This is a genomic window from Dyella choica, from assembly GCF_003977665.1.
Taxonomy (GTDB): domain Bacteria; phylum Pseudomonadota; class Gammaproteobacteria; order Xanthomonadales; family Rhodanobacteraceae; genus Dyella_B; species Dyella_B choica.
Window position 1 is genome coordinate 45,563 of record NZ_RYYV01000022.1, and the last position, 23,491, is coordinate 69,053.

21 protein-coding genes are annotated in these 23,491 nt (G+C 62.5%); 13 read left to right on the forward strand and 8 right to left on the reverse strand.

The genetic code is table 11. The annotated features are described in order from the left end of the window. Positions 1-23: 23 nt before the first annotated feature. The 4 genes from EKH80_RS20350 (at position 24) to EKH80_RS20365 (ending at position 4,333) form a co-directional block, all read left to right on the forward strand. A complete protein-coding gene (locus tag EKH80_RS20350) occupies positions 24-809 on the forward strand; it encodes a 3-hydroxybutyrate dehydrogenase (RefSeq protein WP_126686632.1) in 786 nt (261 codons plus the stop codon). 197 nt (positions 810-1,006) lie between these two features. Beyond that, positions 1,007-1,798 (forward strand): acetoacetate decarboxylase, encoded by a 792-nt coding sequence (locus tag EKH80_RS20355; protein WP_126686633.1) that lies wholly within the window; start codon positions 1,007-1,009, stop codon positions 1,796-1,798. Then, positions 1,767-2,951, forward strand: a complete 1,185-nt coding sequence (locus EKH80_RS20360) for a DUF3734 domain-containing protein (protein ID WP_126686634.1) — start codon at positions 1,767-1,769, stop codon at positions 2,949-2,951. Before EKH80_RS20355 ends, EKH80_RS20360 begins: the two co-directional genes overlap by 32 nt. A gap of 29 nt (positions 2,952-2,980) precedes the next feature. Continuing rightward, positions 2,981-4,333 (forward strand): NCS2 family permease, encoded by a 1,353-nt coding sequence (locus EKH80_RS20365; protein ID WP_126686635.1) that lies wholly within the window; start codon positions 2,981-2,983, stop codon positions 4,331-4,333. 464 nt (positions 4,334-4,797) lie between these two features. Here the strand turns inward: EKH80_RS20365 and EKH80_RS20370 are convergent, their stop codons facing one another. Beyond that, positions 4,798-5,637 carry a hypothetical protein gene (locus EKH80_RS20370; protein ID WP_126686636.1) on the reverse strand — a complete coding sequence of 280 codons (840 nt, stop codon included), beginning with the start codon at positions 5,635-5,637 and terminating at the stop codon, positions 4,798-4,800. Positions 5,638-5,726: 89 nt separating this feature from the next. Between EKH80_RS20370 and EKH80_RS20375 the strand changes: the two genes are divergently transcribed. Continuing rightward, complete coding sequence (locus tag EKH80_RS20375; RefSeq protein ID WP_126686637.1) at positions 5,727-6,005, forward strand: hypothetical protein; 279 nt, start codon at positions 5,727-5,729, stop codon at positions 6,003-6,005. Positions 6,006-6,156: 151 nt separating this feature from the next. Continuing rightward, positions 6,157-7,020, forward strand: a complete 864-nt coding sequence (locus EKH80_RS20380) for an NAD(P)-dependent oxidoreductase (RefSeq protein ID WP_126686638.1) — start codon at positions 6,157-6,159, stop codon at positions 7,018-7,020. Positions 7,021-7,093: 73 nt separating this feature from the next. Here EKH80_RS20380 and EKH80_RS20385 read toward each other — a convergent pair whose 3' ends face one another. From EKH80_RS20385 to radC, 3 genes are all read right to left on the reverse strand, one after another. Further along, positions 7,094-7,795 carry an SPOR domain-containing protein gene (locus tag EKH80_RS20385; protein ID WP_126686639.1) on the reverse strand — a complete coding sequence of 234 codons (702 nt, stop codon included), beginning with the start codon at positions 7,793-7,795 and terminating at the stop codon, positions 7,094-7,096. Next, complete coding sequence (argS, locus tag EKH80_RS20390) at positions 7,796-9,487, reverse strand: arginine--tRNA ligase (RefSeq protein WP_126686640.1); 1,692 nt, start codon at positions 9,485-9,487, stop codon at positions 7,796-7,798. A 527-nt stretch (positions 9,488-10,014) separates the two neighbouring features. Then, complete coding sequence (gene radC, locus EKH80_RS20395) at positions 10,015-10,686, reverse strand: RadC family protein (RefSeq protein ID WP_126686641.1); 672 nt, start codon at positions 10,684-10,686, stop codon at positions 10,015-10,017. A 99-nt stretch (positions 10,687-10,785) separates the two neighbouring features. Between radC and coaBC the strand changes: the two genes are divergently transcribed. Genes coaBC through EKH80_RS20410 form a run of 3 tightly spaced genes read left to right on the forward strand, consistent with a single transcriptional unit; the run spans position 10,786 to position 14,772 of the window. Further along, the gene (gene coaBC, locus EKH80_RS20400; RefSeq protein ID WP_126686642.1) at positions 10,786-11,991 is read left to right on the forward strand and encodes a bifunctional phosphopantothenoylcysteine decarboxylase/phosphopantothenate--cysteine ligase CoaBC; all 1,206 of its coding nucleotides are present in this window, start codon (positions 10,786-10,788) and stop codon (positions 11,989-11,991) included. Continuing rightward, complete coding sequence (gene dut, locus EKH80_RS20405; RefSeq protein WP_126686643.1) at positions 11,988-12,443, forward strand: dUTP diphosphatase; 456 nt, start codon at positions 11,988-11,990, stop codon at positions 12,441-12,443. The genes coaBC and dut overlap by 4 nt, the downstream gene beginning before the upstream one ends. Before the next feature lie 10 nt (positions 12,444-12,453). Beyond that, complete coding sequence (locus EKH80_RS20410) at positions 12,454-14,772, forward strand: phosphomannomutase/phosphoglucomutase (protein WP_126686644.1); 2,319 nt, start codon at positions 12,454-12,456, stop codon at positions 14,770-14,772. A 116-nt stretch (positions 14,773-14,888) separates the two neighbouring features. On the opposite strand, the gene EKH80_RS20415 is transcribed toward EKH80_RS20410, so the two are convergent. Further along, positions 14,889-15,545 carry a DUF4124 domain-containing protein gene (locus EKH80_RS20415; RefSeq protein ID WP_126686645.1) on the reverse strand — a complete coding sequence of 219 codons (657 nt, stop codon included), beginning with the start codon at positions 15,543-15,545 and terminating at the stop codon, positions 14,889-14,891. Between the two features lie 140 nt (positions 15,546-15,685). Continuing rightward, positions 15,686-16,333 carry an orotate phosphoribosyltransferase gene (gene pyrE, locus EKH80_RS20420; RefSeq protein WP_126686646.1) on the reverse strand — a complete coding sequence of 216 codons (648 nt, stop codon included), beginning with the start codon at positions 16,331-16,333 and terminating at the stop codon, positions 15,686-15,688. A 96-nt stretch (positions 16,334-16,429) separates the two neighbouring features. Here pyrE and EKH80_RS20425 point away from each other — a divergent pair, with 96 nt between their 5' ends. The 3 genes from EKH80_RS20425 to EKH80_RS20435 all read left to right on the forward strand — a co-directional run bounded on the left by EKH80_RS20425 (position 16,430) and on the right by EKH80_RS20435 (position 18,916). Then, a complete protein-coding gene (locus EKH80_RS20425) occupies positions 16,430-17,200 on the forward strand; it encodes an exodeoxyribonuclease III (RefSeq protein ID WP_126686647.1) in 771 nt (256 codons plus the stop codon). Then, a complete protein-coding gene (locus tag EKH80_RS20430) occupies positions 17,190-18,494 on the forward strand; it encodes an AmpG family muropeptide MFS transporter (RefSeq protein WP_230473852.1) in 1,305 nt (434 codons plus the stop codon). The genes EKH80_RS20425 and EKH80_RS20430 overlap by 11 nt, the downstream gene beginning before the upstream one ends. Before the next feature lie 161 nt (positions 18,495-18,655). After that, positions 18,656-18,916 (forward strand): hypothetical protein, encoded by a 261-nt coding sequence (locus EKH80_RS20435; protein WP_230473853.1) that lies wholly within the window; start codon positions 18,656-18,658, stop codon positions 18,914-18,916. On the opposite strand, the gene EKH80_RS20440 is transcribed toward EKH80_RS20435, so the two are convergent. Continuing rightward, positions 18,917-20,035, reverse strand: a complete 1,119-nt coding sequence (locus tag EKH80_RS20440; RefSeq protein ID WP_126686649.1) for an anhydro-N-acetylmuramic acid kinase — start codon at positions 20,033-20,035, stop codon at positions 18,917-18,919. Further along, positions 20,028-21,479, reverse strand: coding sequence for an OapA family protein (locus EKH80_RS20445; protein ID WP_126686650.1), 1,452 nt, complete (start codon positions 21,477-21,479; stop codon positions 20,028-20,030). Before EKH80_RS20445 ends, EKH80_RS20440 begins: the two co-directional genes overlap by 8 nt. 368 nt (positions 21,480-21,847) lie before the next feature. On the opposite strand from EKH80_RS20445, the gene tyrS reads away from it, so the two are divergent. Then, entirely contained in the window at positions 21,848-23,059 is a 1,212-nt protein-coding gene (tyrS, locus tag EKH80_RS20450; RefSeq protein ID WP_126686651.1) for a tyrosine--tRNA ligase, read from the forward strand. The last annotated feature ends 432 nt before the right edge of the window (positions 23,060-23,491 follow it).

The following is a 23,491-nucleotide window of genomic DNA, read 5'->3' on the forward strand; positions in this document are numbered from 1 at the left end:
TTTTCCATCCGAAGGAGTGGCACATGGCAAGTCTCGACGGCAAGGTTGCATTGATCACAGGCGCCGCCAGCGGCCTGGGCAAGGCAATCGCCGAGCTTTATGCGAAGAACGGTGCGGCGGTGGCGATCGCCGACATCAATCAGCAGGCGGCGGATGCCGCGGCGGCGGAGATCAAGGCAGCCGGCGGCAAAGCCATCGGCATTGCCATGGATGTCACCAGCGAGGAAGCGGTGAATGCGGGCACGGACAAGACCGTGGACGCATTCGGTAGCCTGGACGTGCTCATTTCCAACGCGGGCGTGCAGATCATCAACCCGATCGACCAGTTCGCTTTCGCCGACTGGAAGAAGATGCTGGCGATCCATCTGGACGGCGGCTTCCTCACTACCAAGGCCGCGCTCAAGCACATGTACAAAGATAACCGTGGCGGCACGGTGATCTACATGGGTTCGGTGCATTCGCACGAGGCCTCCAAGTTGAAGTCCGCCTACATCACGGCGAAGCACGGACTGCTTGGCCTTGCGCGCACGCTGGCGAAGGAAGGCGCGGCGCATAACGTGCGCTCGCACGTGATCTGCCCCGGCTTTGTGCGCACCCCGCTGGTGGAGAAGCAGATTCCCGAGCAGGCCAAGGAGCTGGGCATCAGCGAACAGGAAGTGATCAAGAACGTGATGCTGAAGGACACAGTGGATGGCGTGTTCACCACGGTCGAGGACATTGCCGAGACGGCGCTGTTCCTGGCCGCGTTCCCGAGCGCGGCGCTGACCGGGCAGAGCATCGTGGTCAGCCACGGTTGGTACATGCAGTAATCAATGCGTCTCGCCACGGCTCCCTCCCCTGCATGGCAGGGGAGGGCTGGGGTGGGGTTGTATGAGCTTGCCGCGATTTGAACTTCATCGCGAGATGGCTTCACCCCACCCCATCCCTCCCCTACTACACGTAGGGGAGGGAGCAGATTCGGCGAGTTGAAAGTTCGACCCTAGTGGAGCCTTTCAAAGGAAGCCTGATGAAAATCGCCGACGTCAAAGCGAATGCCTTCGCCATGCCGCTCACCAGCCCCGCGTTCCCCAAGGGGCCGTATCGTTTCGTGAACCGCGAATTCCTGGTCATCACCTACCGCACCGACATGGACGCTTTGCGCGCCGTGGTGCCGGAGCCGCTCGAAGTCACCGAGCCGCTGGTGAAGTACGAATTCATCCGCATGCCCGATTCCACCGGCTTTGGCGACTACACCGAATCGGGACAGGTGATACCGGTGAGCTTCCGCGGCGAGCGCGGCGGCTACGTGCATGCGATGTACCTCAACGATCATCCGCCGATCGCCGGGGGCCGCGAGCTGTGGGGCTTTCCGAAAAAACTCGCCACGCCCATCCTGGAAACGGAGATCGACACCCTGGTCGGTACGCTCGACTACGGCAAGGTGCGCGTGGCTAAGGCCACCATGGGCTTCAAGCATCAAGCGGCGGATGCGAACGCGATCCTGGCCGGGCTTGCCGCACCGAACTTCCTGTTGAAGATCATTCCGCACGTCGACGGCACGCCGCGTATCTGCGAGCTGGTGCGCTATTACACGACCAACGTCACGCTGAAGGGCGCCTGGACCGGCCCGGCGTCGCTGGAACTGCATCCGCATGCGCTGGCGCCGGTGGCCGATCTGCCGGTGCTCAAGGTGGAATCGGCGCTGCACTACATCACCGACCTCACGCTCGACCTGGGCACGGTGGTTTACGACTATCTTGATGAACAAGCCCACGCAGGAAAAACGTATGGTCGCGAACAAGACCTCGTCGAAGGCTGAAGCCGTTCCCCATCATCCCGCCCAGGATGCGTACAAGGTCACCGCGCTGGTCCTGCAAGGGGGCGGCGCGCTCGGTGCGTACCAGGCCGGGGTTTACCAGGCGATGGCGGAGGCCGACCTGCATCCGAACTGGATCGCCGGCATTTCCATCGGCGCCTTGAACGCGGCCATCATCGCGGGCAATGCCCCGGAACACCGCGTCGAACGGCTGACCGAATTCTGGGAAAGCATCTGCAAGTCGGCGTTGTGGCCGAAGGCACCGGCATTTCCGTGGCTGGAAGGCACGACCCTGCCGTCGATCATGCGCGAGGGCGCGAACATGTTCGCCGCCTGGCGTGCGATCGTCGAAGGACAGCAGGGCTTTTTCCAGCCGCGCATGCCGCCGCCGGTGCTGCATTGGCACAGCACGCCTGCCACCACCAGCTGGTACGACACTGCGCCCTTGCGCGAAACGCTGGAGCGCCTGGCCGATTTCGATCGCATCAACCATCCGAGCTGCGTGCGCGTATCGGTCGGTGCGGTGAACGTGCGTACCGGTAACTTCGCCTACTTCGACAATCGCAGCGAAAAGCTGCGCCCCGAGCATTTCATGGCCTCGGGCGCCCTGCCGCCTGGCTTTCCCGCGGTGGAGATCGATGGCGAGTACTACTGGGACGGCGGCATGGTTTCCAACACGCCGCTGTACAAAGTGCTGACCGAGCGGCCGCACCGCGATGCGCTGATTTTCCAGGTCGATCTGTGGAGCGCGGTCGGCGCCCTGCCGCGCGACATGGGCAGCGTGGCCGAGCGGGCCAAGGACATCCAGTATTCCAGCCGCACGCGCCTGATCACCGAGTACATGCACCAGAGCCGCGAACAGCAGCGCTTGTTGCATGAGCTGATGGACCTGATCCCCGAGGACAAGCGCGACAACCCGGCCTTCAGGCGCGCCGAGCGTTACGCCAATGGCGCGCTGACCAACCTCATCCATCTGATCTATCGCGACAAGCCCTATGAAGGGCATTACAAGGATTACGAGTTCAGCACGACCACCATGCACGAGCACTGGCAAAGCGGCCTGGCCGACATGCGCCATACGCTGAGCCACAAGCATTGGCTCGAACCACCCTCGTCGGAAAATCCCTTCGTGACACATGACGTTCATCGTGGCTGAATAGGGTTTTCTCCGGGGAACCGTGCGGCATGATGCATAAGAACGGCGGGCAAGCCCCCACCATCGAGCGCCTGTTCGGCGTGCATGCCGCCGGCTCCAGCCTCCGCGTGGAAGTGCTGGCCGGCATCACCACCTTTCTTACTTCGATGTACATCATCGTGGTGAATCCCGCGGTGCTGGCGCATGGCGGGGTGCCGTTCTCCGCCGGCCTGACCGCCACCGTGCTGGTGAGCTTCCTCGGCAGTTGCGCGATGGGCCTGTACGCGCGCAATCCGGTGCTGGTGGCGCCAGGTATGGGCATGAACGCGCTGTTCGCCTTCGTGATGGTGCATGGAGGCGGCATGTCCTGGCAGACGGCGCTGGGCTGCGTGTTCTGGTCGGGCGTGATCTTTGCGCTGCTGGCGTTGTTCAACGTACGCAAGCTGGTGGTGGAGGCGATTCCGGAAAATCTGCGCCACGCCGTGTCCTGTGGCATCGGCCTGTTCATCAGCCTGATCGGCCTGGTCAACGCCAAGTTCATCGTGGGCGATCCGGTGACGCTGGTGCACTCGGCCCGGCTCAATCCGGTGCTGCTCACCTTTCTCGCCGGGCTCGCGCTGACGATTCTGCTGCTGGCGCGGCGCATCAAGGGCGCGTTGATGCTGGGCATCGTGCTGACCACAGTGCTGGCGGTGCCGATCGGTCGCTGGTGGGGCGACGGCAGCGCTTATGGCGGGGCCGCAACGCTGGTGAACTGGCAGGGCTGGATCGCCATGCCGGATTTTTCCGCCATCGGCCAGCTCGATCTGCGGGGTTCGCTGAAGCTGGCGTACTGGCCTTTCATCTTCGTGATGTTGTTCACTTCGTTCTTCGATGCCTTGTCCACCTTCATGGCGGTATCGGATGCGGGCAATCTGCTCGACGAACACGGCAGCCCGCGCCATATTCGCCAGTCGATGCGGATGGACGCTTTTTCCGCCTTGCTGTCGGCGCCGCTGGGAACGAGTCCAGCCAACGCCTTCATCGAATCGGCGGCAGGGATTGCACAAGGCGGGCGCACTGGCCTGGTAGCGGTGGTGGCGGGCTTGTGCTTCCTGCCGTTCCTGTTCCTGTCGCCACTGCTATCACTGGTGCCTGCCATCGCCACGGCGCCGGCGTTGATCCTGGTCGGCGTGTTCATGATCGAAGCGATCACGCGCATCGAGTGGCAGCGGTTCGACGAAGCGGTGCCCGCCTTCGTGGCCATCATTCTGATCCCACTGACGTATTCGATCACCGACGGGGTGGCTTATGGCTTCCTTTCCCATGTGCTGATCAAGCTCGCCACCGGCAAGGCGCGCGAGGTTAAGTCTGCGATGTGGGTGATTGCGGCGCTGGCGGTGCTGCTGCTCGCGAAACTTTGAGCGTTGGTGGTTCCTAGGCGCGCTCTTCACACTTGGCAGGTTGACACGCGATAGGTGCTTAGCAATTGACTTCACTCAGCGACACGCATTACCTCTCAATGCAGCGCCTGACTAGCGTTGTGTCTGAGCTGGCGAGTATCTGCTCCTGCCTCTAAGTGTATAGAGCCTGCCCCGGACTTGATCCGTGGGGAACCTAGTGATGAGCTAAAACGTGGCAGCAAGTTCGTGCACGCCCCAACTCTCCCTTGCAAGCAGAGGGACTAGCATGTCGCATAGCTGAGATTCGGCGCCAATCAGGAGGAAGCATAAGAGCCTGCTAGCCACTTCCGCGTGGTTTGCACTGAGCACCCTTCTGGCGTAGCGCGAATAAGTCGGAGGCAATGAATAGACTCTAGTTTCCTTAAGAGGAATCCGCTCAGCATGACACATAACGTGAGCAGATAAGCCATCCCTTACGTGAGACATCAATTCAACAGCATTAAATTAATTGCTTCGATCCCCCGCTCATCGTGAACTGTAGGGTCGCAATATTCGTTATAATCTACGGATTGACCTTTGTAATACTGATTGTACCGCTGCGTACTTGATTTGCTCATGCAGATGCAAACTCCAAATATGGAGTGACCTATTGTTGTTATTCTCCTGAGAAGACTGTTGGTGGTTGGGTCTCTAAATGCTAAATTCGGGGCTAGAGGGTTCGCGTTGGCCCTGGTGTCGCGTGCTACGTATCTATCGTTGGTCCTTACATCGGTCGTAGGTTCGTAACGCGACGTAATGTTATTCCAGGAATATCTTCTTGCTTCCCTTACCAGGGATCTGTCTATTCCACCTAATGCAACGTATTCCGCTTCGGCCTGCATGGCTAGGCGCGCACCAAAGTAGGCCATTTGCGCTCTTTGCGCTATTGAAGGATTGGGCGAATCGAGGGCATTCGTTACCGTGCTATACGAGTCGTGGAAATTTTCTGTGGCCCGAATTGTGTACATCCAAATATCAATTCTTGGCGCCCTGGAAGTACTCGAATATGCTCGACTGATAAAGGCCTCGTTTGCTTCCAGTGTAGAGCTTACGCTTACATACGCTGAGTTCGCGGTGCCAAGTGCGCCGTAGCTTCCAGAGCCGCATGAAAGGCCAATTTGATGATCAGCCAAATCAGAATTGCTTCCATATGGTTCAAAACCTTTATCAAATATAGTGTCAGGACTTCTGAAGTCAGCCCTATATACCGTGGATGGTGGTTCTGCATTTGCAAATATTGAATAAAATAGCGTGAGTAGTAAAAAAATTATTTTGAGCTTGTTCATGAATATCGTAATTCAAGAAAAATGGGTGTCAATGTGCAGGGCGATGGGTGTGAAATAGATGGCTCATAATAAAAAAAAGTAGATGCTTTGTGAATATTTCATGTAATGCGAAATTGCTTCAATTTGTTGCAGCTGTGATTTGTAAAGAGCCGGCATTCGTAGCGATCACTTTTATCTCGCTGCTGTGTTCGATCACTATCGGCGTGTCTTCTTGCCTCCTTCCCTATGCACTAATCAAGCTCATCACCGGCAAAGTAGGCGAGGAGAGGCTCGCCGTGCTTGGGATGGAAAAAGTCCGTGACGGACTTTTTCAGGCGCGCCGCGTCCGGTACACGCCCGGACGTGGCTACGTCAAATCAAGCGCTTAAGCGCTTGATTTGCGGCGGGCCTTCCCTGGTGGTTGCAGCGCTTGCGATATTGTTGCTCGCACATCTTTGAGACTTGCCGGCGCATTCTTCATACTTGGCAAGCTGGCGCACCGCGTGCGCTTACCGATTGATCTTCACCCAGGAACATCCAATGACCCTCAAGGCAGCATTCATCGGCCTCGGCGCCATGGGCGAACCGATGGCCGGACATCTCAAGCAGCACGGCCTGCTGCATGCAGTCGCCAATCGCACGCATGCCAAGGCTGAGGCGATTGCGCACACGCTTGGCGTCGCCGCGCCTGCGTTGGCTGAGCTGGCGGCCCAATGCGATGTGGTCGCGCTGTGCGTCACCGCCGATGCGGATGTGCTCAGCACCGTCGATGCGCTTGTTGCGCATGTAAAGCCCGGCACGATCGTGATCGATCATTCCACCGTGGCACCGGATACGGCCAAGCAGGCGGCGGCGCGTCTGGCCGCAGCGAATGCGCATTTCCTGGACGCGCCGGTCTCCGGCGGGGTGGAAGGCGCGAAGAACGGCAAGCTCTCGATCATGGTCGGCGGCGATGCGGCGGTGCTCGAGCGTGCGCGTCCGGTGCTCGAAGCTTATGCCTTGCGCATCACGCACCTGGGCGACGTCGGCGCGGGCCAGGCGACCAAGGCGATCAATCAAGTGCTGGTAGCCGGTATCGCCCAGGCGGTGTGCGAAGGTCTCGCTCTGGGCGAAGCGCTGGGACTCGATCCGGAGCGCCTGATTCCCACGCTGGGCGCCGGTGCGGCGGGCAACTGGTTCCTGGACAAGCGCGGCGCGACGATGTTGAAGGACCAGTTCAGCGTCGGCTTCAAGCTTGCCTTGCTGCACAAGGATTTGGGCATCGTGCGGGGCATCGCGCAGAAAGCAGGTACTTCACGCACGGTGATCGAGCAGTCGCTGGCCGACTATGCCGAGCTGATGCGGCAGGGGCATGGGGATGACGATATCTCCGGGCTGATCCGCCTGAAGCGGCCCCGCCCGTAACCTACATGGTCGTCATTCCCGCGTACGCGGGAATGAAGTCCTCTCCTAGGTACGCAAGTCCACCCAAAGAGAATCAGCCGCCAGCCTTCAGCGCAATTGCCGAAATCCCCGCCGCCGACAAGCGCTGCTTCGCCGATTCCAGGTCGGTCGCCGAATGGAACGGCCCGAGGCGTACGCGATGATAGGTCTGGCCGCTGACATTCACCGACTGCACACTGGCGACGAAACCCTGTAGCGCCAGCTTCGCCTTCAAGGTTTCCGCATCGGAGGCGCTCGGGAAGGCGCCCACTTGCAGCAGATAGCCACTGGGGCCGGTGGCGGGTGGGGCCGCCACGGCGGAAGCCGGTGCGGCGGTGATGTTCTGGGTCACGGCCGGCGGTGCGTTGGGTGGCAGCTTGGGCGTTGCCGGAACAGGGGCCTGGACCTGCTGCTGCTTCTGTTGCTGCTGTTGCTCGGCCTTGGCCTGCGCGCTGATTTCCGAATCCGGAATGCGCACTTCCTTCTCCGACAGCACGGAGTAGAAGTCGTACTGCGGCTTTTTGGCAGCCGTGGAGGTGCCGCCTGCAGGAGCAAGTCCCTCGTCGCTACCGGGTTGTGCCGTGGCTTCGGGGTTGGGTTGGGGGCCCTTGGGCGTCATCGGCACCAGCGAGTGACGCATCAGCACCACGACGACCAGGGCGCCGATCAGGATGCCGAGCAGTATGCCGGCCCAGGCCGGAAACCCGCCGCTGCTGTTGCGAACGGCCTGCCGGCCCTTGCCCTTGCGTGGTGCCATTTACATCTTCTCCGGGGCGCTGAGGCCCAGTAAGTCCAAGCCGTTGCGGATTACCTGGCGGGTAGCGACGGCCAGGGTGATGCGCGCGTTGCGCAGTTCGGCGTCATCCACGATCCACTTATGCTCGTGATAGTAGCTGTGAAGCGCGCCGGCGAGTTCGCGCAGGTATTGCGCGATCAGGTGCGGTTCCAGATTGTTGGCGGCCGCTTCCACCGCTTCCGGGTAGCGCGACAGTTCGGTCAGCAGGATTTGCTCGTGCTCGGTATCCAGCCGGGCCATCTGGGCGACACCGGCTTGCGTGTCCACCAAGGGCAGGCCGCGCTCGGCCAGTTCTTCCAGTACGCGGCAGACGCGAGCGTGGGCGTATTGGATGTAGTAGACCGGGTTGTCGTTACTTTGCGAGCGGGCGAGGTCGATGTCGAAAACCAACTGCGAGTCGCTCTTGCGCGCAATCAGGAAGTAGCGCGTCGCGTCGCGGCCGGCTTCGTCGATCAGATCGCGCAGGGTGACGTAGCTGCCGGCGCGCTTGGAGATTTTCACTTCCTGGCCACCGCGCATGACGGTGACCATCTGGTGCAGGACGTATTCGGGCCATCCTTTGGGAATGCCGCAATCCAGCGCCTGCAGCCCGGCCTTTACGCGGGCAAGGCTGCCGTGATGGTCCGAGCCCAACTCGGTAATGGCACGCTCGTAGCCGCGCAGCCATTTGCTGCGGTGATAGGCCACGTCCGGCAGGAAATAGGTATAGGTGCCGTCGGACTTGCGCATCACGCGGTCCTTGTCGTCACCGAAATCGGTGGTGCGCAACCATAGGGCGCCGCCTTCCTCGTAGGTGTGGCCGTGGGCGACCAGCTCGCGCACGGTTTCGTCCACCTTGCCGTCGCTATACAGCGAGGACTCCAGGAAATACACGTCGAAATCGACGCCGAAGGCCTGCAGGTCCAGGTCCTGCTCATGGCGCAGACAGGCCACGGCGAAATGGCGAATGGCTTCGAGATCATCCGGATTCCTGGCGCCGGTCACGGCGTGGCCGTCGGCGATCACCGTCTCGCCGGCCAGATAGGAGCGCGCTACGTCGGCGATGTAGTCACCGCGGTAGCCGTCTTCAGGCCAGCCGGCGTCGCCCGGTGCGACGCCGCGCGCCCGCGCCTGCGTGGAGATCGCCAGATTCTGGATCTGCACGCCGGCGTCGTTGTAATAGAACTCGCGCTTGACGTTCCAGCCGGTTGCTTCGAGCAGGCGGGCGATGCAGTCGCCGATGGCTGCTGCGCGGCCATGCCCCACATGCAGCGGGCCGGTCGGATTGGCCGACACGAATTCCACGCCCGCGGTATGCCCGGCACCGCTGCTGTTGCGCCCGTAAGCCGGGCCTGACGAGAAAATGCGCCCCGCCTCCGCGTGATAAGCCGCTGCTGCCAGAAAGAAATTGATGAAGCCCGGGCCGGCAATCTCCACTTTGCCCACCAGGTCATTGGCGGGCAGGGCGGCGACTAGCTTCTCGGCCAGCTCGCGTGGCTTGGCCCGGGCCGGCTTGGCCAGCAGCATCGCTGCATTGGTGGCGAAGTCGCCGTGTTCGCGGCTGCGGGCTCGCTCGATGACGAAGTTGGGCAGGTCGAGCTCGGCGGGCAGGGTGCCATCGCCCTGAAGGGCCCGGATAGCCGTGAGGACCAGTTCGCGCAGCGCTTCTTTCACAGGAGGGGATCGTTCGGGAATGGAACCGCGCATCGTAACAGACCGCCATGCACGAGCTCTCGCTGCTGCCGAAGGGATGTCATCCCAGGCGGCGTGAGGGCTGCTGCAGCGCAGTGGATCATGCTGTGGATAAGTCTGTGGGGAAAGTGAAGCGGCTGTATTCAAAACCCTGTGAAAATCCGGCAGAAACCCCGCTGTCATGTAATTTATCTTTATAGAACAATGAATTAAAATGTGAACTTGATGTGCTTTTCGGCGATATGGGTCTAAGTGGCCTGCGCAGCGCTGTGTGCATAAGTCTTGCCAAGGTCTGTCAGGCGTGCTTTTGGCAGGCGCGCTAACGGCCGCCGGTCATGGATGTCATACGCCAGTCATGATGCGACGCGACAATAGCTGGGTATCTCCGGCGTCTCCCCCGTCGGCTCGATACGGGACTGCCGCATTCCCTCATACCCTCCCCTCATGCGGCTCCACGGCGCGCACCCTCCCGGTCGCGCCGTTTTTTTTGTTTCGTTTTTTTGCCTCGCTCAGAACAGGCCGCGAGCCGCCATGGATACCGGTTCGGCCTGGCCGACGATCAGGTGGTCCAGCACGCGCACGTCGATCAGCTTGAGCGCCTGGCTCAGCTCGCGGGTGATGGCTTGGTCGGCGCAGCTCGGTTCGGCCACGCCACTGGGGTGGTTGTGCGCGAAGATCACCGCGGCGGCGTTGTGCTTCAGGCAGGCGCGAACCACCTCGCGGGGATGCACGCTGGCGCCATCCAGCGTGCCGCGGAACAGTTCATCGAAGCCGAGCACGCGGTGGCGGTTGTCCAGGTACAGGCAGGCGAAGACCTCGTAGGGCAGGTGCCGCAAGCGGGCGCTCAGGAATTCGCCGCTTGCGCGAGGATTGTCCAGCAAGGCCTGGTCGGTGAGTTGCTCGGCCAGGCTGCGGCGGGCCAGTTCCAGCGCGGCGGCCAGGCGGGCTCGCTTGGCGGGCCCGAGGCCGGCAACGCCCAGCTCCCCATCCTGGCGGCCGAGCAGGGCATTCAAGCCGCCGGCCTGCACCAGCAGTTCGCGCCCCAGTGCAATCGCGTCCTTGCCGCGCGCGCCACTGCCGAGCAGTACCGCCAGCAATTCCGCGTCCGTCAGAGCCGTGCTGCCGTGCGCTAGTAATTTTTCGCGAGGCCGCTCGGTCTTGGGCCAGTGCCGGATACTCATGTGACCAGCATCCCGTTCGGAACTCGTTCGGGACAGCAGTTGCCCGAGGTGAATCCGGTAAGCTAGCCGTCTGTTCATACGTCGGGCCCTGCTTACACCATGACTCTTGCTCAACGCCGGATATTGCTGGGAGTGTCAGGCGGCATCGCCGCCTACAAATCCTGCGAGCTGGTCCGTCGTTTGCGCGATCTCGGCGCCCAGGTGCGCGTCGTGATGACGGAAAATGCCACGCGCTTCGTCACCCCCATTACCTTCCAGGCGCTGTCCGGCGAGCCGGTGCGGGTCAGCCTGTGGGATGAATCCGCCGAAGCGGCCATGGGACATATCGAATTGGCACGTTGGGCCGAGCGCGTGCTGATTGCGCCGGCCAGCGCGGACTTGATTGCGCGGCTGGCGCACGGGGCGGCCGATGATCTGCTGACCACGCTCTGCCTGGCCACCGCCGCGCCCGTCTATGTGGCGCCGGCGATGAACCAGCAGATGTGGGCGCATGCCGCCGTGCAGGCGAACATGGCGACTTTGCGCGCGCGTGGCGTGCAAGTCCTGGGGCCGGCTTCGGGTGACCAGGCCTGCGGCGAGATCGGTTCGGGCCGCATGCTGGAACCACTCGAATTGCGCGCCGCGATCGTCGCCTCTTTTTCCGACCGGGTGCTGCACGGCAAGCGTGTCGTGGTCAGTGCAGGACCCACCTACGAAGACATCGATCCGGTGCGCTTCATCGGCAACCGCAGTTCCGGGCGGATGGGTTTCGCTGTGGCCGGAGCGGCGGCGCGAGCCGGCGCACAGGTTACGCTGGTGGCCGGGCCGGTGAGCCTGGCGACACCGTTCGGCGTGGCCAGGCGCATTGACGTGCGCAGCGCGGCGCAGATGCATGCCGCCGTGACGGAAGCCGCGCAGGGCGCGGATATCTACATCGGTTCGGCCGCCGTGGGCGATTACCGGCCCAGCCAGGTGGCCGAGCACAAGCTGAAGAAACACGATGGCGCCGACCTCACGTTGCAACTGTCCGAGAACCCGGACATCCTCGCCAGCCTTGCGGCGCGGCAGCCGCGTCCGTTCCTGGTGGGCTTTGCCGCCGAAACGCAAAACGTGGAGAACTATGCGCGCGACAAACTGCAACGCAAAGGCCTGGACATGATCGCCGCCAACCAGGTCGGCGAAGGGCTCGGCTTTGAGACGGCCGACAACGCCATCACGCTGTATTGGGCCGACGGTTCGCTGGAATTGCCCCGTGCCGACAAGGCTGCGCTTGCGCGCCAACTCATCGAATGCATCGCCAGCCGCTACCAGGCGGTGCACGGATGATCGATATTGAAGTGAAGCTGCTGGACCCGCGTCTGGGCGACAGTATTCCTTTGCCGCAGGCAGCCACTGGCGGCAGCGCCGGCATGGACTTGCGTGCCGCCTTGCAGGAGCCGCTTACCCTGGCTCCCGGCGAAAGCGCACTGGTGCCCAGCGGCATGGCGATCCACATCGGCGATCCCGGCTGGTGCGCACTGATCGTGCCACGCTCCGGCCTGGGCCACAAACACGGTCTGGTGATGGGCAACCTGGTCGGGGTCATCGATGCGGACTACCAGGGGCCACTGATGATCTCCTGCTGGAACCGCGGCACCCAGCCCTACACCATCGCGGTGGGCGAGCGCATTGCGCAGCTGCTGCTGGTGCCGGTGGGACAGGCGCGGCTGCATATCGTCGAGGACTTCGTGCCTTCGCAACGTGGCGAAGGCGGATTCGGATCAACCGGAAAACACTAGGATGCGGGGCATGGCGATGAACGGCGCACGATCGCGTTTGCCGGATGTGCAGTGGATACGCCTGGCGATGCTGGCGGGCGGCACCTTGCTGCTGGCGCTGGCTGCATTTAGCGCCTGGCAGACTTGGCTGGTCGCCGACCAGGACGGGGCCATCCAGCGAGTGCATGCCGCGCAGGATAGGGCAGTGCAGGCGCTGGCCGAGGAGGTCGCCAAGCAGCGCGACACGGTGGATCAGGCCGTGGCGGGCCTGGATGTGAGTGGTCTTCCAGGCAGCGCGCCGCAAGTGGTGGCGACCTTGAAGCAGCGTTTGCCGCGCGCCCTGAGCGTGGAGCTGTACAGCGGCGGCCTGGATGAAGTGCTGCATGCCAACTACCGCGAGTTCGGTTATGCGAAGGCCGCCCAGCTGATGTCCGCGCCGGATGCCGAAAATGGCTCGCCGATCGAGGCGATGCCCAGGGGTCTGGGTGATCGGCGCCTGACGGCGGTGGAGCCCTTGGGGTCGGCGCAAAAACCATCGGCCTGGGCCTGGATCGAATTGCCGTTCGCGCCGGTCGCCGATCGTTTCAATGCGATCACGGTGAGCAGCGGCCGGCTGCGCTTGCAACAGAGCACCGATCGCGGCGAAAACCTCGAGCTGATGGCGCACGGCAATACGGATGCGGCGGAAGCCGAGCCCACCGGCAAACCTATCGCAGGCAGCAGTTTCAACATCGTGGCGGTGTTGCCAGGGGCGTACATCCTGCTCCCGCAGTCCTTGCCCTTTGCGGTCATCCTCACCCTGCTGAGCATGGCCGGCAGCGTCGGCCTGTTCTGGTTGTTTGGACGTGCCGGCAAGCCTGCACAGGCGGTTGCCGAAGAACGGACGTTGTCGGATTACGTGCAGGCGCAGCCCAAGCCCGAACCGGTCAGGCCCACCCCGGCAGTCACCAAGCCGGCAGCATCGCCCGTCAGCGTGGATCCTGCGATTTTCCGCGCGTACGACGTGCGTGGCGTGGTAGGCACAAGCCTCACGGCCGACATTGCCAAGCTGCTCGGCCAGTCGATCGGTACGGTGATGCGCGAGAAAGGCCTGCGCGAGATCGTGGTGGGCCGGGATGGCCGTCTTTCAGGTCCGGAACTGGCGGGCGCGCTGGCCGAGGGCTTGCGCCTGGCTGGCGTCGACGTGATCGATATCGGCGCGGTGCCGACACCGGTGGTGTACTACGCCACCTATCGCTACAACACTGGCTGCGGCGTCGCTGTCACCGGCAGCCACAATCCGCCGGACTACAACGGTTTCAAGATCGTGGTCGGCGGTGAAACGCTGTCCGAGGGGGCGATCCAGGATCTCTACCAGCGCATCGCCACGGGTGCGCTCGAATCCGACGGCGGCGGCAACCTGCGGGTGGTCGACGTGGTGCCCGATTACGTCGAGCGCGTTACCTCCGACGTACAGACCGAGCGGCCGCTCAAGATCGTGGTCGATTGCGGCAACGGCATTCCGGGCGCGCTGGCGCCGCAGGTGCTGGAAGGCATCGGCTGTGAGGTGATTCCGCTGTACTGCGAAGTCGACGGCCATTTCCCGAATCACCATCCCGATCCGTCCGATCCGCACAATCTTGAAGACCTGATCCTTGCGGTGAAGCAGACCGGTGCGGATCTGGGGTTGGCTTTCGACGGCGACGGCGACCGCCTGGGCGTGGTCACGCGTAGCGGCGAGATCATCTTCCCTGATCGCACGCTGATGCTGTTCGCGCGCGACGTGCTGTCGCGCCAGCCCGGCGCCACCATCATCTACGATGTGAAATGCACCGGGCATCTCAAGGGCCAGATCCTCGACGCCGGCGGCAGTCCGTTGATGTGGCGCACCGGCCATTCGCTGATCAAGGCCAAGATTCGCGAAACCGGCGCGGAACTGGCCGGCGAGATGAGCGGCCATTTCTTCTTCAAGGAACGCTGGTACGGCTTCGACGACGGCATCTATGCCGGCGCGCGCCTGCTGGAAATTCTGGCCGGCGATCTTGAAGGCCGCACGCCGGAGGAGATTTTCGCCACTTGCCCGAAAGGCGTATCCACGCCGGAACTCAAGGTGGCCATGGCTGAGGGCGAGCACTACCGCTTCATCGAGAAATTCCGCGAGCAGGCCAAATTCAGCGACGCCACCCTGGTCACCATCGACGGCGTGCGCGCCGACTGGCCGGATGGCTGGGGCCTGGTGCGTGCCTCCAACACCACTCCGATCCTGGTACTGCGCTTCGATGCGGACAACGAGGAGGCGCTCAAGCGCATCCAGGACACGTTCCGGGCGCAGCTGCTGGCCGTGGACAAGTCGTTGAAGTTGCCGTTCTGAGCCTGGATTCGTAACGCTCACCCTCACGGACGTCATTTCCGCTTGCGCGGGAATGACGTCCGTGAGGGGCGGATAATGGCTAAAGTAGATTTACGCGGGCCGCGCCTTGTCGACGGTCAATACCCGCGGTCCGCCTTCTCCGCCGCCTTCAAGTCGCGAAAATGCTGCAGCTCCTGCGCCTGCTGCTGCAGCATGTCCGCCCGATTCGCCTTCTCGCGTTCGAGCAAGTCACGTTCGTTCGCCACCACATTGCGTTGCGTGCCGATCTGGTCGACCAGAAATTTCGGCACCGGCTTCTTCTGGCGCTCTTCGTCGGCGGCGCGGTTGAGCAGGTCGGTCAGGGCGCTGTCCTGAGTGTGCAGGTTGGCGCGGGTGGTGTTCATCTGCTCGTCGAGGTTCTGCAGCACCTGCTGCTGCTCGTCCTTGAGCGCATTCTCGTCGGGGTAGGTGTTGAGCAGCTGCAGGTCGTGGGTCTTCTTTTGGTTGACGGCGCGCTGCTGTGCCGCTGCTTCGTCGGCCTGCTTTTGCGCAGCGGCGCGTTCGGTGGGGGATAGCTGCTTCTGGACGTGCTGCGTCACCGTGCCGTTGCTGTTGATGACGTCATAGCCGTACTTGAGGGCGTCCACCGTCAGGCTGTCGCTGTAATGCGGCAGCCCGCTGCCATCCACCCAACGATAGCGGATGCCGCCGCCGGGGCTGGTTTGCTGGGCTGCCGCCAGCCCGGTGAGGCCGAACGACAGGATGATGGTTGCGCTGAGCGCGAGTCGACGCATGCTTGCCTCCTACTCGTCCCAGTATAGTCATGCCCGTTTACGGGCTCGATGTCAAAAGTGCGCCAACGTGACTGGGATCACTGCGCCCGGTGGGCGGGGCCGCCCAACCCAGCATTGCCATCCCAGCCTACACGGATAACTCAGCCACGTACGCCATATTGTTCGCGATAGGCCAGCATGCGCTGATGCTCTGCAGCCAGGCCGGGCCGTTCGCCAGCGTATGTCAGCACGTCGCTGAAGCTAGTGATGGCGACCACCGGGATGCCATAGTCGCGTTGTACTTCCTGTGCCGCCGACAGCTCGCCCTGACCGCGCTCCTGCCGGTCCAGTGCGATCAGTACGCCGGCTGGCGTGGCGCCCTGGGCGCGGATCAGAGCGAGGGACTCGCGCACGGCGGTGCCGGCGGTCATCACGTCATCCACGATCAGTACGCGGCCCTGCAGGGGGGCACCCACCAGCACGCCACCTTCGCCGTGATCCTTGGCTTCTTTGCGGTTGTAGGCCCAGGGCAAGTCGCGGCCGTGTTGGTCGGCCAGGGCGATGGCGGTGGCGGCGGCCAGCGCGATGCCCTTGTAGGCCGGACCGAACAGCATGTCCACCGCCAACCCCGAATTCACCACCGCGGCGGCATAGGCGCGGCCCAGGCGAGCCAGCGCCGCGCCGGAATCGATGCGCCCCATGTTGAAGAAGTACGGACTGACGCGGCCGGATTTGAGCGTGAACTGGCCGAAGCGCAGCACGTCGCGTTGCAGGGTCAGTTCGATGAAGTCGCGTTGGTACTCGTGCATGGCCGCATCTGCTTAAGGTCAAGATGCGTAATGGTAGCGCGTGACTCGCCCCGCGCTCGCGATTGCTATCATCACCCATCCCCACAAGGAACCCCCATGCGCATCATCAGTCTCAACGCCAATGGCATCCGCTCCGCCGCGAACAAAGGCGTCTTCGATTGGCTGCGCAAGCAGCGTGCCGACGTGGTCTGCCTGCAGGAAACCAAGGCGCAGGAAGATCAGCTGACCGACCCGATGTTTCGTCCGGACGGGCACCACTGCTTCTATCGCGACGCCAGCAGCAAGAAGGGCTATAGCGGCGTGGCGATCTACGCCAAGCACGAACCGGACAAAGTGCTGACCGAGCTGGGCTGGGATGAATTCGACAACGAGGGTCGTTACATCGAGGCGCGCTTCGGCAACCTCAGCGTGGTATCGCTGTACGTGCCCTCCGGTTCTTCGGGCGATGAGCGCCAGCAGTTCAAGTTCAAGGCGATGGACTGGCTTACGCCCATCTTCGACAAGTGGCTGAAGAGCAAGCGCGACTATGTGCTTTGCGGCGACTGGAACATCGTGCGCAGCAAGGACGATATCAAGAACTGGGGCTCGAACCAGAAGAACTCCGGTTGCCTGCCGGAGGAACGCGACTGGCTCAACGGCCTGATCGACCAGCGCGGCTGGGTGGACAGCTTCCGCGCCATCAAGCCCGAAGCGGTGGAATATACCTGGTGGTCCAATCGCGGCCGCGCCCGCGAAAACAACGTGGGGTGGCGCATCGACTATCAGATCGTGACGCCCTCGCTGCAGCAGCGCCTCAAGCACTGCTCGATCTATCGCGACGAACGCTTCTCCGACCACGCGCCGTATACCGTCGACTATGCCGACTGATGGTGGTGCGCCAGCGGCGCGCAAGCCGTCGATCTGGCGTTCGTTCTCGGAACCGGCGGCGTGGACGCTGTGCATGCTGGGGTTTTCCTCCGGCCTGCCGTTCCTGCTGGTGTCCGTCACCCTGTCGCTCTGGCTGAAGGAAGACGGCATCGTGCTGAAGGACGTCACGATGATCGCCAGCGCGGGCATGACCTACGCGTTCAAGTTCGTATGGGCGCCTTTGCTGGACCACTGGAAGCTGCCGCTATTCACGCGCCTGGGACAGCGGCGCGGATGGTTGCTGCTGGCGCAGCTTGGCGTGATTGCCGGTTTGCTGGCGATGGCGTTCCTGACGCCGCGTCAACTCCCGTTGTTCGTGGCCAGCACCTTGTTCGTCGCCTTGATGGGTGCCACGCTGGACATTGCCCTGGACGGTTATCGCATTGAGATCGCACCGCCCTCGGCGCAGGGCGCCCTGGTTGCCACCTATTCGCTGGGTTACCGGCTCGGCCTGCTGGTTTCCGGCGCCCTGGCGCTGATCCTGTCCGACCACGTCTCCTGGTCGCAAATTTATGTGCTGATGGCCGTGACGATGGCCATACCGGTGATCACCACGCTGCGCATGCCCGAGCCGGACGTGCGCCGGTTGTCGCCTTCGTCATGGCGTGAGGCGATGCGCGAAAGCGTGATCGATCCATTCGCCGACTTTTTCCGTCGCTATCGCTGGGGCCTCGCCGGACTCGCGCTACTGTTCATTCTGTTGTTCAAGCTGCCCGAGCAGTCCATTGGCACCATCTTCAATCCGTTCATGCGCGACATGGGCTTCAGCAAGACCGAGATCGGCGCGGTCACCAAGATCTATGGCGTCTGGATCGGTATTGCCGGGGCGTTCCTTGGCGGCGCTGCGGTCGCGCGTTGGGGAGCATGGCGGTCCTTGGGCGTATGCATCGTACTGGGTGCGATCAGCAATCTGCTTTACGTGTTGCTGATCAGGCATCCGGGCCAGCTGTCGATGCTGACCTTGGCGATCTCCGGGCAAAACTTCTTCGAGGGCATGCTGGGGCCGCCCACCGTGGCTTTTCTTTCCCTGCTGGTGAATCGCCAGCACACGGCCACGCAATATGCGCTGCTCAGTTCACTGGTGAACCTGCCTGGCAAGGTGCTCGGTTTTTTCGCGGGCAGCATCGTCGCCGTGGCCGGTTACGGCGGATATTTCGTGATCACCGTGTTTTCGGTGCTGCCCGCGATGCTGCTATTTGCCTGTCTGTGGCGGCATTTCGATCCGGTGGCGGCCCCTTCTACTAACGGGAGCTGAAAGCGCTCACAAGGGCACTGCGAACTGATCCACGGATCGCGTGGCTGGCAATTGCCAGCAACGGATTAGTTGGCGACGATCAGCACACATGGGGGCTATGTGTGTGGCAACGGAGCAACCGTCCTATGCCGGATTTGATGATTCGTCACATCGACCGATTAATGGCTGATCGTATCAAGCTGCTGGCCAAGTCGCGCCAGTGGTCAATCAATGACGTGGTACTGCAGGCATTGCGCCACGGCCTGGGCGTGTCGGAAGGCAACGTGCTGGCCGAAAATGCGCTTGAATCGAACGATCTTTCGTTTGCCGGAAACTGGAACGCGAACGAGCGCGCGGCCTTCCAGGAAGCTGTGCAGGCACTTGCCATCGCTCGTCCGGAGCAGCTGGCGCCGAGTTACAAGGGCAGCGAATTGCTGGAGTGATCAGCGCGGCGCCAGGTGAACGGCACCCAGTACGCGCGCTCCGCGCGCGCCGGTGACAGCAGGCAGGTTGCCCGGCAGGCCAAGCAGGCGCTGCCGCGCGAGCCAGGCGAAAGCGGTCGCTTCCAGATAGTCCGGATCGACGCCGTAGCGCGCCGTGCTGCCCAACTCGCGTGGCTGCAGTAGTTCTTGCAGGCGATGAGCCAGCACCGGGTTATGCACGCCGCCGCCGCAAAGCAGGACATCGGCAGCATCCTTGGCGTAGGTATCGATCGCCGTGGCAATGCTGCGCGCCGTGAACTCGAGCAAGGTGGCCTGTACGTCCGCGGGCGAGGCCGAGACGGCATGCAGGCGCGCATCCAGCCAGCCAAGATGAAAATGCTCGCGCCCGGTGCTCTTGGGTGGCGGTAACGCGAAATAGTGATCGTCCAACAGCGTCGCGAGCAGTCTTTCGTCAACTCGCCCACTGGCGGCAAACGCGCCATCGCGATCGAACGCTTCGCCAAGGTGGCGCAGGCACCAGGCATCCATCAGGCCGTTGGCCGGGCCCGTGTCGAAACCAAACACGAGCCCATCCGCCGCCAGCACCGTGATGTTGGCGATGCCGCCCAGATTGAGCACCACGCGAGTGCGGTCGGGTGTGTTGAGCAGCATGGCGTGGACAGCGGGAAGCAACGGCGCGCCCTGGCCACCAGCCGCGACGTCGGCGCTGCGGAAATCGGCCACCACGTCGATACCGCCGTGTTCCGCTATCACGCTGGCATTGCCGATCTGCAGGGTGAAGGGCTGCGCGCCCGTTGGGCGATGCCGGATCGTTTGGCCGTGCGACCCCACGGCGCGCACTTTCGATGCTGGTGTTTGGCTCTGCGCCAGCAGCGCCGTGACAGCCTCGGCGAAGGTCTGGCCGATGGCAACGTCCAGCCGGCCGAAAGCGTCGAGGTCGAGGGTGGTTTCGTCCTGCGCCACGCGCAGGATCTGCGCACGCAGGGCATCCGGCCAGGCATGCGTCAAGGCGTGAACAAGCCGGGGCTGATCCTGGTCGAAGCGCACCAGCGCGGCGTCGATGCCGTCCGCGCTGGTACCGGAAATCAAGCCAATGTAGAGCTCGGGGTCATCAGTCATCGCTGCGCTTGGTGGACTCGGCGCGCGCCAGCTTGTAGTTGTTGTCGATCTCCAGCAGGCGCGCCAGCTGTGGCTTCACCACGCCGTTCTTGAACTGTGCCAGCTGTGCGCCAGGCAGCGGTTCGGGCTTGGGCAGGGTGACCGTCTGCGGATTGCGCTGCGTGCCGTCGACGCGGAATTCGTAATGCAGGTGCGGGCCGGTGGCCAGGCCGGTCATGCCGACAAAGCCGACTACCTCGCCCTGGCGCACATGCTGGCCCACACGCATGTTGGCGAAGCGCGACATGTGGCCGTAAGCGGTGCTGATGTGCGAGTTGTGCTCGATGATCACGAAGTTGCCGTAGCCGTTCATCCAGCCGCGGAACTTGATCACGCCATCGCCGGCGGCGTGGATCGGCGTGCCGGTGGGGGCGGCGTAATCCACGCCCTTATGCGCGCGCATAAGGCCGAGAATGGGATGCATGCGTGCCGCGCTGAACGGCGAGGAGATGCGCGTGAAATCCACCGGGATGCGCAGGAAGGATTTCTGGATGGGGCGGCCGTCTTCGCTGAACCAGCCGATGCTGCCGTCTGCGCGCTTGAAGCGGTAGGCGGTGTAGCGCTCGCCCTGGTTGATGAATTCAGCGGCGACGATGTCGCCCTCGCGCAGATAGGCGCCATCGCGGTAGACGGTGTCGTAGACGACGGTGAAGCTGTCGCCCACGCGCAGGTCCTGCACGAAGTCGATGTCGTACTTGAACAGGTCGGCCAGCTTGATCACCATCGCATTGCTCAGGCCGGCCTTGTTGGCGGCGCCGAACAGCGAATCGTCGATCACGCCATGGGCGATCTGCTCACGCATTTCCACCGCGCGCGCAACGGTCTTCATGCTCGGCGACGTGGCATCCAGGCGAATGATCGCCTGGGTGGATTCGTCCTTGTCGAAGCGGATGCCCTGGAGCTGGCTCGAGCCGCCGATCAGGAAATCGAACTCCTGTCCGGGGCGGATGCTATGCAGTGCCGTCTTCGCGTCGCCCGCGCTGTCCACCACGCGTTGCAGGTCGGACAGGCTCAATCCCTGCGTCTGGAAAATATCCGCCAGGGTTTCGCCGGGGCGGACCTGGACCGAGCGCCATTCTTCCATGGCTGGGGTTTTCGACGCCGGTGCTTCGACCTTCGGCAATGCGAGGGGCATCAGCGTGTGCTCGACCGGCGGCACAGCGACGGGCTTCATTGCCGTCGCCCAGACGGGGATCAGAAAGCCAGAAAGCAGCGTGATCAGCAGCGCCGTGGCGGCCAGCATCCAGCGCTCGCGGCGCCAATGGATGGGCGGCTGCTCGCCACCCGGCTGGCGATTGAACGACCAGTGGGCGCAGTGTTGATAGAAGTGAGAGTGCCGGCGTTGGGCCTTGCGGCGGATGGCAAGTTTGCGGGCGACGCGCGGATCCTGTTTGACCTGGGCCATCGCTAATGGGCCTTGTTCTTCTTATTCATCTTCACCACCGCACCCCCCGCGGTTACAAAGTATCAAGCAGCGCGTACCATAACGAGCTTGTGCAAGAGGCGTCAATGCCTTTTGCATCAAGGGTTTGCGTGAGGTTTGCGATTAACGCACAATTAACGCTATTGACGGTGGCCGTCACCCTTTTGGCTGTCTAGCGAAACTCTGAACTTGTTCGGAGTTTCCGCGGGCCAGGGAGGGCCCGCCGCAGATCAGGCACGCAAATGCCTGATCTGGCGTAGCCGCGCTCGGGCATGTACCGGACTAAAGCGCGGAAGTCCGTGACGGACTTTTTCAGATCATCCCAAGACATTTACTTTGACGAGGATTGCATGAACGAGCTTGAGCAGGCGCTGGCCACCATTGCGCGGGGCGCCGACGAAATCATCAAGCAGGAAGAACTGGCCCAACGACTCAAGCTCGGGCGCCCGCTGCGCATCAAGGCCGGTTTCGACCCTACCGCGCCGGACCTGCACCTGGGCCATACGGTGCTGCTCAACAAGATGCGGCAGTTTCAGGACCTGGGGCACACGGTGATCTTCCTGATCGGCGATTTCACCGGAATGATCGGTGATCCCACCGGCAAGAACGTCACGCGCAAGCCACTTACGCGCGAGGACGTGCTCGCCAACGCCGAGACCTACGCCGAGCAGGTCTATAAGGTGCTGGACCGCGACAGGACGGAGTTGCGCTTCAACTCCGAGTGGTTCGGCCAGATGACCGCTGCCGACATGATCAAGCTGGCCGCCCAGCACACGGTTGCGCGCATGCTCGAGCGCGACGACTTCGCCAAGCGCTATGCCGCGCAGCAATCCATCGCGATCCACGAGTTCCTGTATCCACTGGTGCAGGGCTACGACTCCGTCGCGCTGAAGTGCGACGTGGAGCTGGGCGGCACCGACCAGAAGTTCAACCTGTTGATGGGGCGTGCGTTGCAGGAACACCACGGTCAGCCGCCGCAGATCGTGCTTACCATGCCGCTGCTCGAAGGGCTGGACGGCGTCAACAAGATGTCCAAGTCGCTGGGCAACTACATCGGCATCAACGAGCCGGCCATCGACATCGTCACCAAGACCCTGAAGATCGGCGACGAGCTGATGTGGCGCTGGTTCGAGCTGCTCAGCTTCGAAACCTCGATGGACGACATCGCCCGCATGAAGCAGGAAGTGGCCGGCGGCGCGCTCAACCCGCGCGACGCCAAGCTCAAGCTGGCCCGGGAACTGGCAACGCGGTTCCACGATGCGGCAACGGCAGAGCAGGCGATCGCCGGCTGGCATGCGGTGGTGCGTGGCGAAGGCGACACCAGCTTGTTGCCGCTCAGCGAAATCAGCGTACCGGCCGAGGGGCTGCGTCTGCCTGCACTGCTTACCGCGGCGGGACTCACGCCGAGCAACGCGGAGGCCAACCGAAAGATCAAGGAACGTGCAGTGCGTATCGATGCGGAAGTCGTGGAGGATGCGCAGCGCGTGTTCACTCCGGGGTTTGAGGGAGTCTTGCAGATCGGCAAACGCAACTTCGCGCGCGTGTTGTTGAAGCAAGCGTGAGTCGAGCGCGATGACACATGGTCATCGCATCACTTCGATGAGCTTAAGTTTCGCGTGAGAACAACGTCTTACGCGAAACATCAAAAAATATTTTCAAAAATAGCTTGTCAAAGGTGGGGTGCCTGCCTATTATTCGCCTCCCGCCGCTGGCAGCGTCTTCCAACGGCAACATCGAAAGCAAAAGTTCTTCGCTGAAGGTGTTGACGGACAGGAAAAACGATGTAAGATGAGCGGCTCACTCGGAACGAAATGTTCCAACGCTGAAACGGCAACGATCAGCAAGTGATTAAGATCTTTGACAGTGTGCGCAGGTGACTTGTGTGGGCGTCTTGCGGTAGATGGATGATTGTCCATTAATTGCAAGCGTCTAACCTAAGAGTCAATTCAAAAGCTTGACGTTTTAAGGTTAGGACCAACGCTTCGGAAAGATAG

Coding starts and splice junctions, on each gene's coding strand:
- EKH80_RS20350 (WP_126686632.1), top strand. CDS start 24: ATGGCAAGTCTCGACGGCAAGGTTGCATTGATCACAGGCGCCGCCAGC.
- EKH80_RS20355 (WP_126686633.1), top strand. CDS start 1,007: ATGAAAATCGCCGACGTCAAAGCGAATGCCTTCGCCATGCCGCTCACC.
- EKH80_RS20360 (WP_126686634.1), top strand. CDS start 1,767: ATGGTCGCGAACAAGACCTCGTCGAAGGCTGAAGCCGTTCCCCATCAT.
- EKH80_RS20365 (WP_126686635.1), top strand. CDS start 2,981: ATGATGCATAAGAACGGCGGGCAAGCCCCCACCATCGAGCGCCTGTTC.
- EKH80_RS20370 (WP_126686636.1), bottom strand. CDS start 5,637: ATGAACAAGCTCAAAATAATTTTTTTACTACTCACGCTATTTTATTCA.
- EKH80_RS20380 (WP_126686638.1), top strand. CDS start 6,157: ATGACCCTCAAGGCAGCATTCATCGGCCTCGGCGCCATGGGCGAACCG.
- EKH80_RS20385 (WP_126686639.1), bottom strand. CDS start 7,795: ATGGCACCACGCAAGGGCAAGGGCCGGCAGGCCGTTCGCAACAGCAGC.
- radC (WP_126686641.1), bottom strand. CDS start 10,686: ATGAGTATCCGGCACTGGCCCAAGACCGAGCGGCCTCGCGAAAAATTA.
- coaBC (WP_126686642.1), top strand. CDS start 10,786: ATGACTCTTGCTCAACGCCGGATATTGCTGGGAGTGTCAGGCGGCATC.
- dut (WP_126686643.1), top strand. CDS start 11,988: ATGATCGATATTGAAGTGAAGCTGCTGGACCCGCGTCTGGGCGACAGT.
- EKH80_RS20410 (WP_126686644.1), top strand. CDS start 12,454: ATGGCGATGAACGGCGCACGATCGCGTTTGCCGGATGTGCAGTGGATA.
- EKH80_RS20415 (WP_126686645.1), bottom strand. CDS start 15,545: ATGCGTCGACTCGCGCTCAGCGCAACCATCATCCTGTCGTTCGGCCTC.
- pyrE (WP_126686646.1), bottom strand. CDS start 16,333: ATGCACGAGTACCAACGCGACTTCATCGAACTGACCCTGCAACGCGAC.
- EKH80_RS20425 (WP_126686647.1), top strand. CDS start 16,430: ATGCGCATCATCAGTCTCAACGCCAATGGCATCCGCTCCGCCGCGAAC.
- EKH80_RS20430 (WP_230473852.1), top strand. CDS start 17,190: ATGCCGACTGATGGTGGTGCGCCAGCGGCGCGCAAGCCGTCGATCTGG.
- EKH80_RS20435 (WP_230473853.1), top strand. CDS start 18,656: ATGGCTGATCGTATCAAGCTGCTGGCCAAGTCGCGCCAGTGGTCAATC.
- EKH80_RS20440 (WP_126686649.1), bottom strand. CDS start 20,035: ATGACTGATGACCCCGAGCTCTACATTGGCTTGATTTCCGGTACCAGC.
- EKH80_RS20445 (WP_126686650.1), bottom strand. CDS start 21,479: ATGGCCCAGGTCAAACAGGATCCGCGCGTCGCCCGCAAACTTGCCATC.
- tyrS (WP_126686651.1), top strand. CDS start 21,848: ATGAACGAGCTTGAGCAGGCGCTGGCCACCATTGCGCGGGGCGCCGAC.